Source organism: Curtobacterium pusillum, assembly GCF_007680845.1.
GTDB classification, from domain to species: domain Bacteria; phylum Actinomycetota; class Actinomycetes; order Actinomycetales; family Microbacteriaceae; genus Curtobacterium; species Curtobacterium pusillum_B.
Map to the genome: position 1 here is coordinate 254,066 of NZ_VEIY01000004.1, position 12,492 is coordinate 266,557.

At 73.2% G+C, this 12,492-nt stretch carries 9 protein-coding genes; 6 read left to right on the forward strand and 3 right to left on the reverse strand.

Going from position 1 to position 12,492, the window contains the following annotated elements:
- Positions 1 to 44 precede the first annotated feature (44 nt).
- From FS825_RS11390 to FS825_RS11400, 3 genes are read left to right on the forward strand one after another with little or no spacing between them, the layout of a single operon-like run.
- Positions 45 to 1,037 carry an AAA family ATPase gene (locus FS825_RS11390; RefSeq protein ID WP_260981137.1) on the forward strand — a complete coding sequence of 331 codons (993 nt, stop codon included), beginning with the start codon at positions 45 to 47 and terminating at the stop codon, positions 1,035 to 1,037.
- Positions 1,037 to 2,368, forward strand: coding sequence for a DUF58 domain-containing protein (locus FS825_RS11395; RefSeq protein WP_144713036.1), 1,332 nt, complete (start codon positions 1,037 to 1,039; stop codon positions 2,366 to 2,368). The genes FS825_RS11390 and FS825_RS11395 overlap by 1 nt, the downstream gene beginning before the upstream one ends.
- Positions 2,365 to 4,716, forward strand: coding sequence for a transglutaminase TgpA family protein (locus tag FS825_RS11400; RefSeq protein ID WP_144713039.1), 2,352 nt, complete (start codon positions 2,365 to 2,367; stop codon positions 4,714 to 4,716). The genes FS825_RS11395 and FS825_RS11400 overlap by 4 nt, the downstream gene beginning before the upstream one ends.
- A gap of 69 nt (positions 4,717 to 4,785) precedes the next feature.
- On the opposite strand, the gene FS825_RS11405 is transcribed toward FS825_RS11400, so the two are convergent.
- Together FS825_RS11405 and FS825_RS11410 are read right to left on the reverse strand one after the other, a co-directional pair.
- Positions 4,786 to 5,409 carry a TetR/AcrR family transcriptional regulator gene (locus FS825_RS11405; protein WP_144713041.1) on the reverse strand — a complete coding sequence of 208 codons (624 nt, stop codon included), beginning with the start codon at positions 5,407 to 5,409 and terminating at the stop codon, positions 4,786 to 4,788.
- 226 nt (positions 5,410 to 5,635) lie between these two features.
- Positions 5,636 to 6,409: a trimeric intracellular cation channel family protein gene (locus FS825_RS11410; RefSeq protein WP_144713043.1), complete on the reverse strand. Its 774-nt coding sequence runs from the start codon at positions 6,407 to 6,409 to the stop codon at positions 5,636 to 5,638.
- Between the two features lie 69 nt (positions 6,410 to 6,478).
- Here FS825_RS11410 and efeU point away from each other — a divergent pair, with 69 nt between their 5' ends.
- From efeU to efeB, 3 genes are read left to right on the forward strand one after another with little or no spacing between them, the layout of a single operon-like run.
- Positions 6,479 to 8,068 carry an iron uptake transporter permease EfeU gene (gene efeU, locus FS825_RS11415; RefSeq protein WP_144713045.1) on the forward strand — a complete coding sequence of 530 codons (1,590 nt, stop codon included), beginning with the start codon at positions 6,479 to 6,481 and terminating at the stop codon, positions 8,066 to 8,068.
- Positions 8,055 to 9,278, forward strand: a complete 1,224-nt coding sequence (efeO, locus tag FS825_RS11420; RefSeq protein WP_144713047.1) for an iron uptake system protein EfeO — start codon at positions 8,055 to 8,057, stop codon at positions 9,276 to 9,278. The genes efeU and efeO overlap by 14 nt, the downstream gene beginning before the upstream one ends.
- Complete coding sequence (gene efeB / locus FS825_RS11425) at positions 9,275 to 10,570, forward strand: iron uptake transporter deferrochelatase/peroxidase subunit (protein WP_144713049.1); 1,296 nt, start codon at positions 9,275 to 9,277, stop codon at positions 10,568 to 10,570. Before efeO ends, efeB begins: the two co-directional genes overlap by 4 nt.
- 466 nt (positions 10,571 to 11,036) lie before the next feature.
- Here the strand turns inward: efeB and FS825_RS11430 are convergent, their stop codons facing one another.
- Complete coding sequence (locus FS825_RS11430; RefSeq protein WP_144713051.1) at positions 11,037 to 12,458, reverse strand: bifunctional metallophosphatase/5'-nucleotidase; 1,422 nt, start codon at positions 12,456 to 12,458, stop codon at positions 11,037 to 11,039.
- Positions 12,459 to 12,492 lie beyond the last annotated feature (34 nt).

Here is a 12,492-nt window from a genome sequence, read left to right on the forward strand (position 1 = left end):
CGCTGTAGCATGCACGACACCTGTCCAGAGACGAGGAGGCCTGCGTGCCGGAACCGACCGACCCCGCCTTCCCGATCGAGCACATCCGCGACGTCGGGGACGATGTCATCGCGGCCGTCTCGACCGTCGTGGACGGCAAGACCGAGGCCATCCGCACCGCGCTGACGGTGATGCTCGCGGAAGGGCACCTCCTGGTCGAGGACGTCCCCGGCGTCGGCAAGACCGTGCTCGCGAAGGCACTCGGCGCCTCCGTCGGCGGCACGGTCAACCGCATCCAGTTCACCTCGGACATGCTGCCGTCGGACGTCACGGGCGTGAACATCTTCGACCAGTCCTCGGGGACCTTCCGCTTCTCACCCGGGCCGGTGTTCGCGAACGTCGTCATCGGTGACGAGATCAACCGGACGAGCCCGAAGACCCAGTCCGCCCTGCTCGAGGCGATGGCCGAGGCGCAGGTCACCGTCGACGGGGTGACGCGCAAGCTGGACAGCCCGTTCATGATCGTCGCGACGCAGAACCCGATCGACATGGAAGGCACGTACCCGCTGCCGGAAGCGCAGCGCGACCGGTTCATGGCGCGCCTGACGATGGGGTACCCGAGCGCCGACGCCGAGCGGCAGATGCTCATGAACCGCGGTGGCGGGGACCCGCTCGCCAGCCTCCGCCCGATCGTGGACGTCGACAGCCTCCGCGCCCTCATCCACACGGTCCGCACGGTGCACGTCGCCCCCGACGTCGAGGCGTACATCGTCGCGATCGTCCGCGCGACCCGTACCCACCCCGACATCGTGCTCGGCGCCAGCCCCCGCGCCACGCTCCACCTCGCCCAGGCCGCCCGGGCCCACGCCGCCCTCCTCGGCCGGCCGTTCGTCACCCCGGACGACGTCGCCACCCTCGCACCCGTGATCCTCGCGCACCGGCTCGTGCCGGTCGCCAGGGGCCTCGGCGGGACCGGCGACGACACCGTCCGCGAGATCGTCGTCCGGATCGTCTCCGACACCGTCGTGCCGTTCACGGCGACCGCCGTCCGCTCCTGATGTCCGGCTCCCCGGCACCGTCGTCGCTCGCGCTGCGGGCGGGTGCCGTGCGGTCCGGTGCCGTCCGCTACGGGCGCCGTGGTCTGTCCCTGCTCCGCCGCACGCCGTTCCCGCGGCCGACCGCGCGCGGCTGGACGGTCATCGCGGTGGGCATCGGGCTCGTCGGCGGCGGACTCGTCGGGACGACGAGCGTCGCGGTGTCGGCCGGGCTCCTGCTGCTCGTCCTCGTCGTGCTCGGCGTCGTGATGGCGTTCGTGGTCGCGGCACCCTTGCGCGGCAGCCGGACCACCACGCGGGCGATCGTGCAGGTGGGCGAGGTCTACCGGGAGCGCATCACGCTCCGCGGCACGAGCCTGCCGATCGGCCCGCGGACGACCCTGCTGGTGCGGGAACAGCTCGACGACGCGCTCGTCAGTGCGTCCACGGCGGAGACCTACGCCGCCGTCGGTCCGAACGTGCCCCCGGCGGTGCTCGACGTCGAGGCGCTGGCGGTCCAGCGCGGTCGGAGCCTCGTCGGCCCGGTGACGATCCGCGTCGAGGACCCGTTCGGCCTGCTCCGCATCGACCGGCCCGTCGTCGCGGCCGAGGAGGTCGTGGTCGTCCCCGCGACGACCCCGCTCGCCGCGCTCGACACCGGAGCGCTCGCCGGCGCGGTCTCCGCCGACGAAGGACGGGTCGGCCAGGGCGGATCGGCGGACGACAGCGAGCTCCGCCCGTACCGGCCCGGCGACCCGATCCGCCGCGTGCACTGGGCGCAGAGTGCCCGCCGCGGAGAGCTCCACGTCCGGCAGACCACGCAGGCGCAGCCGCCCGAGGCGGTCATCGCCCTCGACGTCCGCCGCGAGTCCTACCAGCGGCTCGGGCGGGACGACCTCGCCGAGCTCTCCGACCTCGGCGGCGACGCGGCCTTCGAGCACGCGGTCGTCGTCGCCGCCAGCGTCGCCCGTGCGCTCGCCGCACGGACCTCCCGTGTGCTGCTCGTCAGCGACGGCCCGAGCGGCAGCACGCGGCACGCGGGGGATGCCGGCGGCCTCACCGACGTGCTCGTCGGGCTCGCCGACGTCCGGCTCCGGTCGGACGCCCGGGACGTCACCGACGTCCTCCCCGACGTCCGCGGCCGAGACGTGCACGGCATGACCGCCGTCGTCACCGGGCACTGCACCGCGGAACAGGCCGCCGAGCTCGTCTCCGCCACGACCGGGTCGAGCCGGGGGATCCTGGCGACCATCGTGCCGCCGGAACCCGTGGTGCGCGGCATCCTCGACCGCGCCGGCTGGCGCACCCTCGTGGTCCCGGTCGTCGGCGCGCACGCCCCCGGGAGCATCCGGTGAGCGGCGTCTCGACGCGGCCCGCCGCCCCGACCCGCGCGGACGACCGGCGCCCGTCCGACCGCCGCGTCGACCGTCCGGACTCCCCGAACCCCTGGGTCGTGGCCCTCGCGCCCGTGCCCGTCCTCATCGCGGCACTCGCCATGCGCCCCCTCGTCCAGGGCATCGCGTGGTGGGTGTCGGGCATCCTCGTCGCCGCGGTGCTCGTCGGCACGATGCTGGCCGTCCGGCGCCGCGCCCCCGGCATCCGGTTCGTGGCGCTCGTCGCCGCGCTCGTGGTCCTCTCATGCGCCGCCGCCGTGGTGAACGACGTCCAACCCCTCGGCTGGCTCGACCAGGACGGCGCCCTCGGCGAGACCCTGGCGGCGATCCGGCTGAACCCCGCGCCGCTGCCCCAGACGGACGCGATCCGGCTCATCGTCACCGTCGCGATCGCCTGGGTCGCCGGTGTGTCCCTGTTCCTCGCCGCCGTCGCGCCGACCGCAGCGCTCGCCGCGGCCCCGGCCCTCGTGATCCTCATCGTGCCCGGTGTCGTCACGGGTGCACCGGCGTCGCCCGTGGTCGTGATCGCCACGGCGATCGCGTTCCTCGCCCTGCTGTGGCTGTCGGTCCGGCCGGTGCAGCGCGCCCTGCCGGCCGCCGTGGTCGGTGCGATCGGGCTCGTCGTCGCCGTCGGCCTGCCCGCGATCGTGCCGCTCAACGCGAGTTGGCTGTCGGGCGTCACCGGGGCGATCCAGTCGCCCGTGCAACCGGGTCGTCCAGGCACGCTCCTCAACCTCGGGCAGGACCTCCGCCAGCCGAACGAGCTCGAGGTGTTCCGGTACCGCTCGTCCGACGGGCAGCCGGAGTACCTCAAGCTCGCCGACCTCGACGAGTTCGGCACCGGCGACTGGGTGCCGACCACGACGGACGCCAGCAAGTCCGAGACCGCCGACCAGCAGCAGTGGGCGGTCGGCATCAACCCGCGGCTGTCCTCGCGCGGCGACGTCACGATCCGGGTCACCGGACTCTCGAGCAACTACCTGCCGGTGCCGTCCGGAGCGGTCTCGATCGAGTCCCGGTCGACGAACCTCGACCTCTCGCAGTGGCGCTGGATGGGCGACTCCAGCACCGTCCGGTCGACCGGCCCGGCGACACCGCGCGGTGCCACCTACGAGGTGTACGGCGCGTCGACCTGGTCGGGGGAGTACCTCGACGCGATCGCCGCGTCCGGACTCCTCGGCCGCGCCGACGGCCGCGGCTTCGCGACCCCGTCCGCGAACCAGATCCGCACCGACCTGGCGCTGCCGGACAAGCTCCCGAACAGCATCGCGCGGACGGCGCAGCGGGTCGCCGGGAGCGCCGGCACGGACTACGAGGAAGCCCGCGCGCTCGAGCAGTGGTTCCGGAGCGACCTGTTCACCTACTCCGAGACGGCGCCCGTCGAGCAGGGCTACGACGGCGACAGCATGGACGTCATCGCGAAGTTTCTGCAGGTGCGCGAGGGGTACTGCGTGCACTTCTCGTCCGCGATGGCGGTGATGGCCCGTACGCTCGGCATCCCCTCGCGCATCGCCGTCGGGTACCGCGCCGGGACGACCCAGGCGGACGGCGAGTACACCGTCTCGAACCGCCAGCTGCACTCGTGGCCTGAGCTCTACATCAAGGGCGCGGGCTGGGTCGCCTTCGAGCCGACGCCGGACTCCGACCAGGCGGCGACCTCGTCGACCGAGGCCACCGCCACGCCCTCGCCAGCCGCACCGGAGACGCCGCTGCCGGCGCCGGGGCAGACCGCACCGGCCGACTCGGCGACCCCCTCGTCGAGCGCGTCCGCCGCACCCGGGGCGGCCGGTTCGACGGGTGGTGGCGGCACCGGGCCGCTCGGTCTCGTCGTCGGCATGCTGCTCGCGGCCGCCCTGCTCGTGTCCCCGGCGGTCGTCCGGGCCGCGCGCCGCCGCTCCCGACTCGGAGCGATCCGTGCCGGGCGCTCCCCGGCGCTCAACGCCTGGCGGGAGGTCGTCGACGACGTGGCCGACCACGGCTACGCCCCCGGCCTCGCCCCGCCCGGCGACTCCGCGGCGGCGGCACGGACGGCGCGTGCGGTGCTCGGTCGGCTCCGGGCCGCGGTGCCGGCGGCGGTCGTCCCGCACCTGGAGTCCGTCGTCGATGCGCTCGATCGCGAACGGTTCGCCGCCGGCGGCGTGCACCAGGACACCGACGCGCTGCTGGTCGCCGTCCAGGAGGCGCGGGTCGCCCTCGACGCGTCGACCTCCGGCGGGCGGGTGGTCCGGTCGCGCGTGCTGCCGCCGAGCCTGCTGCCCTCCTCCGCCTGGTCCCACGAGGGGCGGCGGACCCGCCGCAGCCCGGCGTAGCGCCCGGCGGGCCGCCGCCAGGCGCGCGCGGCGGCCGGGCGCCGCGCCGCGGCCCGCGCCCCGGTCTGCTCAGCGCCGGCGGATGACCGCCTCGACGAGCCCGGCGACCACCTCACCGGGGTTCTTCCCCGGCAACGCCGCCGAGTCGAACACGGTGCCCACGTTGGCGGCGATGAGCACAGCGGAGAGGTCCTCGAGCGGCATCCCCGGGTCGATCTCCGGGTGCGCCCCGAACCACAGGTCGACGAGCTCGTGGACGCCGTCCTGCAGCACCCGGCGCTGCCGCACCCACTCGGGCATGAACTCGGGGTGCCGGATCGCGTACCCGCGGAACTCCGACAGCAGTGCGAACTGCGCGCTCTGGTCGTGGCGCCCGAACGCCGCCCGGACGACGTCGCCGATGTCGACGGCGGCGATGTCCGCGCGGACGAGTTCCCGCAGCGCGCCGAGCACGAGGTTCGTGGCGCGCTGCATGACCTCGGCGAGGAGATCCTCCTTCGAGGAGAAGTTCGAGTACACGGCGCCCTTGCTGAACCCGGCGCGGGCAGCGACCTCGTCGAGACGGGCTTCGTGGACGCCGTGTTCGGCGAAAACCTCGGCGCCGGAGTTCAGCAGGCGTTCGCGCACCTCGGCCCGCGGCGTCCGGGGACTCGGCTGGTCGGAGTCGGTGGTGTCGGGGGCGTCGTCGCTCATGCGGTTCCGGATTCGACGAGGGTCGGGGCCATCGTGGTGGGGCGGCAGCGGTGGCGGACCTGCCGCGCCGCGCGTCTGATCCCGCGCGGCATCAGCGAAGCCCCCCACCACACGTCCGTCCGGAAACCGCCGCTTTCGGGTCGCGTCGGTGGACGAGCGGACGACGTGTGCCGGGTCGATACCCGGCGGTACCGATGCTACGCCGAGCCACCTGACGATGACACCCCTAGTGGTCGTCGGGTGACTCGTTCTCGTGGTGCACGCTGCCGACGCCGGACCGTCGGCCCGGTCGTCGCAGCAGGCGGATCGCGTCGGGACGCAGCTTCCGCCCACGCTGGAGGAGCGACCCGAGCGTCGACTTCGGCTGCCAGTCGCGGCCGTTCGGCAGGCCCCAGCCTCGCCGGACGGCACCCCAGCGCAGCCCGAGGGAGAGCACGATCGCCGCGAGGATGCCGATCGACGGCGAGCCGAGGTGCGACGCGACGACCATCACGGACGAGGCGGCGACGGCCACGGTGGCGTACAACGCGTTGCCGCCGAACACCGCCGGCACCCGCCGGAGCATGAGGTCCCGCATCGCACCGCCCCCGACCGCCGTGACGGTCCCCATGATGATGGCCGCGGGCCAGTCGAGGCCCGCGTCGATCGTCCGCTGCACGCCGACGACCGACCAGAAGCCGATGACCGCGGCGTCCAGCACGGTGAACAGCCGGTCCCAGGTCAGCTCGGAGAACGACACGAGGAAGGCGACGAGCGACCCGGCGATCGCGACCGGCACGTAGAGCGGGTCGACGAGCGCGACGGGCGGACCGTTCTGCAGCAGGGTGTCGCGGAGGATGCCGCCGCCGAGCCCCGAGACGAACCCGACGACCAGGAAGCCGAACAGGTCGAAGTCCATCGTCCGGGCCAGGGACCCGCCGAGCAGTGCGGAGGCGAAGACGCCGGCGAGGTCGAGCACGTTCGTGACGGCCGCCAGGCCATCGACGGACAGCAGGTTCATGAGAACCATCAAACAACATCGACGCGGAGTGGCGGGTCGGAGCCGGGTTAGGTTAGCCTCACCTTTGCCATGCTCGCCACTCTCGTCATCGGTCTCCGTGAAGGCCTCGAAGCGACGCTCATCGTCGGCATCATCGCCGCGTTCCTCCGTCGCAACCGCGTCCCCCTCGCCCCCATGTGGCTCGGCGTCGGGGTCGCCGTGGTGCTCAGCGTCGCGGTCGGCTTCGGGCTGCAGGTCGTCGAGCAAGCGCTCCCGCAGGCGCAGCAGGAGGGCATGGAGGCGGTCATCGGCATCGTCGCCGTCGTCTTCGTGACCGGGATGATCGTCTGGATGCGCACGCACGCGCGGACCCTGACGAAGGAGCTCGAGGCGAGCGCGACCGAGGCGCTCGGCCGCGGCACGGCGTGGGCCCTCGCGGGCATGGCGTTCCTCGCCGTCCTCAAGGAGGGCTTCGAGACCGCCGTCTTCCTGCTCGCCACGTTCCAGGCGTCGTCGGACACCGGGCTCGCAGCACTCGGCGCGGTCATCGGCATCGCGGGCGCCGTGGTGATCGGGTACGGCATCTACACCGGCGGGGTGCGGCTGGACCTGTCGAAGTTCTTCACCGGGACCGGCGTCTTCCTCGTGTTCGTCGCCGGCGGCCTCGTGCTGACCGTGCTGCGCCGGGCGCACGAGGCCGGCTGGATCGTCATCGGACAGCAGCGCACCCTCGACCTCAGCTGGCTCGCGCCGAACGGCTCCGTGCAGGGCGCGCTCGTCACCGGCGTGCTCGGCATCCCGCCGGACCCGCGCGTGATCGAGGTGCTCGGCTGGGTCCTCTACGTCGTCCCCGTCCTCGCGCTGTCGCTCTGGCCGCGAGCGTGGCGTCCGGCACCGGCTCGCGTGAGCGTCGTCCGGTCCGTCGTCGCCGGCACGCTCGCCGTCGCCGCCCTGGCCCTCGCGATCGCCGTCCCGACGGGCGGCGTCGACCTCCCGCGCACGACCGCGGTCCGCGGCGACGCGTCGAGCGTCACGGTGGACGTCGACGGGTCGTCGGGTGCACTGCGCGTGGCCGGTGACGGACAGGAGGCGCGACTCGCCCTGCCGACGTCGGCCCACCGCCGCGTCACCCGCGCGGGCGTCGCCGCCGACCGGTGGCGCGTCACGACGAGCGCCAGCGCCGCGGACCGCCCGGCTACGCTCACGCTCGACGACCTCGTCGCGCTGTTCGGCCGCGTGCCCGTCGGCATCTCGCCGTCGACGAACCCCGGTCCCTTCACGGCCCACTGGGCCGTCCGCGACACCGTGAGCGTGTGGACGGTCCGGGGTGGGGTCCTGGACGCGACCCGCACCGAACGCACGGTGTTGACGCTGGCCGGTGGGGGCCTCCCGTCCGCCCGCACGACCACGCTCGACCGCACCGTCTGGTCCGTCCCGGACGCCACCGCAGCGCGGTCCGCCGCCGCCGTGGCGGCCGCGGACACCCGAGCCGCCGAGCTCCTGCTCTGGAAGGCCTGGCTGCCGATCGCCCTCGGCGTCGCAGCGGTCGCCCAGGCGCTGCTCGCCCTGCGGGACCGACGCCGTCGGCCCGCCCCCACGACCACCATCCCCAGTCCCGACCCGTCGCGCGGACCACCCGCCGGCGAACCCGCAAGGAGCCTCGACCATGCCGTTCGGTAGGACCGTCCGACCCCTGATCACCCTCGGTGCCCTCGGCGCCGTCACCGCCCTCGCGCTCACCGGCTGCGCGGCCTCCTCGCCGTCCTCGGGCAGCGACACGAGCAGCTCCAGCAAGGTGTCCCGCGTCGCCGTCACGCTGACGAACGACGGCTCGGACGCGTGCAAGGTGTCCACCACGAAGGTCCCGGCCGGTCCGGTCACCTTCACGGTGAAGAACGAGTCCTCGACCGCGATCACCGAGGTCGAGCTGCTGCAGGACCAGCGGATCCTCGGCGAGAAGGAGAACCTCGCGCCCGGGCTCGCCGCCGTGCAGTTCACCGCCACGCTGACCGGCGGGAAGTACCAGGTGTACTGCCCCGGCGCGACGAAGGAGCTCACCGACTTCACCGTCACCGGCAAGGTGACCTCGACGGCGAACAGCAGCGCCGCGACCCTGCTCGACGAGGGCACGAAGGGCTACGCCACCTACGTCGACGGCCAGGTCACCGACATGGTGGCGGCCGTGAAGCAGCTGCAGGCCGACGTCGACAAGGGCGACCTCGCCGCCGCGAAGACCGACTACGCGAACGCCCGGCCGTTCTACGAGCACGTCGAGAGCGACGTCGACGGGTTCGTCAAGAAGGGCTACAAGGCGACCGACAACGCCGGCAACCTCGACTACCTCATCGACATGCGCGCGTCGAACCTCGACACCGCCGTCGGGTGGAGCGGGTTCCACGCGGTCGAGAAGGACCTGTTCCAGGCCGGTGCGATCACCGACACCACCAAGAAGACCGCGTCCGACCTCACCGAGAACGTCGAGCTGCTCGCGAAGCTGGTGCCGACCCTCGACTACAAGCCCGAGGACCTCGCCAACGGTGCGGCGGGCCTGCTCGAGGAGGTCCAGTCGAACAAGGTGACCGGCGAGGAGGAGGCCTACAGCCACATCGACCTCGTCGACCTCGCTGCGAACGTCGAGGGCGCACGGCAGGCCTTCGCGTACCTCAAGCCGGGGCTGACGAAGCTCGACCCGACGCTGACGACGCAGATCGCGAAGCAGTTCGACGCGACGAACACGCTCATGGACGACTACCGGAACGCGGACGACCTCGGCGGGTTCGACACGTGGGACGCAGCGACGAAGGCCGCGGACGCGAACAAGATCTCGCAGCAGGTCCAGGCGCTGCAGGACCCGCTGTCCCGTCTGGCCGAGAAGGTCGCCACCGCGTGACGACCGAGCACGACGACACGGCCCGCGGCGTCTCCCGCCGCGGGCTGTTCGGCGCGGGCGTCGCGGCGGCGGGTGCCGGCGTCGGCGCCGTGGCGGGCATAGCCGGGGCGACCGCCGCCACCGGGGTGAACCCGCTCTCGGCGGCCACGAACGGCGACGAGTCGATCGACCTCTCGCAGAGCCACCCGTTCTACGCGACCGCCGCGCGGCAACCCCAGGGCGGCGTGCAGACCGCGCCCCAGCGGTACTGCGTCTTCATGGCGTTCGACATGTCGTCGAGCGTCGCCACCGACCTCCAGGTGCTCCTCGCCCGGTGGTCGGCGTCGATCGCACAGCTGCAGGCCGGCAAGACCGTCGGCAGCGTCGAGCCCGCGCACGGCGACGGCGTCGGCGCGGACACGGGGGAGGCGCTCGACCTCGGGCCGGCGTCCCTCACCGTCACGGTCGGTCTCGGGCCGGGGATCTTCGACGACCGGTTCGGCCTGGCGTCGAAGAAGCCGGCGCACCTGGCCGCCATCCCGACACTGCCGAGCGACAACCTCGACGAGTCCCTCACCGGCGGCGACCTCTCGTTGCAGGCCTGCGCGGACGACCCGCAGGTGGCGTACCACGCGATCCGCGACCTCGCCCGGATCGCCCGGGGGACCGCGACCGTGCGGTGGACCGTGCTCGGCTTCGGGCGTGCCTCGGCCGGGCCGGACCAGTCCACCCCGCGGAACCTCATGGGGTTCAAGGACGGCACCCGCAACATCACCACCGACGACGACTACCGTCGCTTCGTCTGGGTCGACGAGCCCGGGGACGGCGCGGGTTGGATGACCGGCGGCACCTACCAGGTGGTGCGGAAGATCCGGATGAACATCGAGATCTGGGACGCCGACGTCGTCAGCGACCAGCAGCGGGTGTTCGGCCGGACGAAGATCGAGGGAGCGCCGCTCTCCGGTGGCACCGAGCACACGACGCCGGACTTCCACGCCGCGGCGTCGGACGGCACCACGAAGATCGACCCGACGTCGCACATCGCCCTCGCCGCGCACGAGGCGAACGGCGGCGTGAAGATCCTCCGCCGGCCGTACAACTACACCGACGGGTTGAACCAGTACGGGCAGCTCGACGCGGGGCTGTTGTTCGCGGCGTACACGAAGGACCCCGCGCACTTCACGACGCTGCAGCGGAAGCTCGGGGCATCGGACCGGTTGAACGAGTACATCTCGCACATCGGGTCCGGGGTGTTCGCGGTGCCGCCGGCGCCCCGGAAGGGCTCGTACATCGGCGAGCAGCTCTTCCGCTGACCCGCGCGCCCTTCCGCGTACCTGGTCTTTTCGGGCATACCCGGTCGAAACTTTCGGCCGGGTACGCCCGATTCGACCGGGTACGCCCGGTTCGACCAGGTTCCTGGTTCGGCCAGGTACGCCCGGTTCGGCCCGGCTCGCGGGCGCCCGGGTCGGCCGGGCACGCGGGCGGAGGAGTGGGTGCCCTCCGTCGTTTCCCTGGAGACGGAGAGCACCCGCGTCGCGGAGTCCCCCGGGCGGAACCACCGTCCGGGTTGAGAGGCGACCCGGCGCGACGCGTCGCGATGCGACAGGGCAGAGCGTACCCCGCGGATCACCGGTGCAGTGGGGAAGGGCCGCCATGGGCCGGTTCCCGCACCACGTCGTCACGCGGGTCGGCCGGCGGGGTCGGGCCGCGCCTCCTGTGCGAACGCGGAACGGGCCGTCCCACCCGGGTGGGACGGCCCGTCGGCCTGGAGGCGCGGCGTCAGTCCGTCAGGACCGTCGCGTCGTCCGCGGCGCGCTTCCGGCGCACGGCGACCAGCGCGACGATGCCCGCGAGGACCAGGACGCCAGCGGCGATGCCGGGCCACAGCAGCTCCGCGTCCGTGTAGGCGAGCGGGCCGGACGCGTTCGTCGGGACGGTGGTGTCGACCACGCCGTCGCCGTCGGTGTCCGCACCGGTGCCGCCACCGGGTGTCGTGCCCGGCGTCGTCGGGTCGGTCCCGTCCATCGGGTCCGTCGGGTCGGCGGGGTCGGTCGGGTCGGCGGGGTCGGTCGGGTCCACCGCGGCCGGGAGTGGGATCGACACCGCGAGGGTGATCGTCTGCCCACCCGGCAGTGTGACGACGAGCGGCTCCTGGGTCGTGGCGGCCGGGGAGACCGCGGCTGCCAGCGCTGTCGCCGCACCGGTGCGCAGTGCGGCGGTCGGCTCGGCCGCCACCGCTCCGGGCACGGTGAAGGTCAGCGTCGCGCGTCCCTGCTCGTCGCCCTTGTCGACCACGGTCGGGTCGATGGCGGCCGTCGCGAGCTCGACGTCCCCGGCGCTGACGGACACGGTGCCCGCCGTCGCCGGGTCGTCGCTCGAGAACACGAGCGAGGAGAGCGCCAGGGTGACCTCGTCGCCGGGCTGGAACCCGCCGGCCGGGGTCGGCGTGACCGTGGCTCCGACGGCGCGCTGGTCGGTCGGCGGGGCGACGGCCTCGCCCTGCTGCGCGGTGAAGTAGTCCACCTGCGCCTGCAGGTCCACCTGGCCCGAGTCGGCCTTGTTCGTGCCGGTCGCGAAGGCGGCGAAGTTGTCGCCACCGGTCGACAGGAACGAGTTGACGGTGACCTTGAGCGTGTCGGTGGCGGCGATCGCCTTCCCGTCCAACGTAATCGCGGTGATGCGCTCGCCACGGCCCTTCGCGGGGTCGTAGGTGTACGCGAAGCCGTTGGAGACGCCGAGCTTGAGGAACGGACGCTCGAGGCCGTCTGGCTGCCACTGCTGCTCGAGCGCGGCCTTGATCTGGGCGCCGGTCATGTCCTCGGTGACGAGGGTGTTCGCGAACGGCTGGACGAGGGCGGCCTCCTTGTAGGTGACCGTGCCGTCCGGGTCGCCGGCACCGCTCGACGCGAAGAGCATGTCGGTGCGGAGTCCGCCGGTGTTCATGAACGCGACCTGCGAGCCGTTGCGCTCGGTGGCGGCGCGCTGCACTTCGGCGATGTAGTTGCCGAGGTTCGACTCGCCACCGCGGTTCTCCGAGGTGCGGTCGGACTGCACGGCGTGGCGGAAGTCGGCGGTGATGGAGCCGAGCTTCTCGGAGCCCTTGACGTCGGCGACGGCCTTCGCGGCGGTCACGATGCCGGCGACGGCGTTGGTCGACGTCGGGTCGGCAGGGACGCTGGTCTCCGCGTTGATCGACTTCACCTCGGAGGTGATGCCGGTCAGCTTCTTGTCCGCG

Excerpts from the sequence above, each read along its gene's own strand:
- FS825_RS11395 (WP_144713036.1), top strand. The coding sequence starts at position 1,037 with ATGTCCGGCTCCCCGGCACCGTCGTCGCTCGCGCTGCGGGCGGGTGCC.
- FS825_RS11405 (WP_144713041.1), bottom strand. The coding sequence starts at position 5,409 with ATGAGCGACGACGCCCCCGACACCACCGACTCCGACCAGCCGAGTCCC.
- FS825_RS11410 (WP_144713043.1), bottom strand. The coding sequence starts at position 6,409 with ATGAACCTGCTGTCCGTCGATGGCCTGGCGGCCGTCACGAACGTGCTC.
- efeU (WP_144713045.1), top strand. The coding sequence starts at position 6,479 with ATGCTCGCCACTCTCGTCATCGGTCTCCGTGAAGGCCTCGAAGCGACG.
- efeO (WP_144713047.1), top strand. The coding sequence starts at position 8,055 with ATGCCGTTCGGTAGGACCGTCCGACCCCTGATCACCCTCGGTGCCCTC.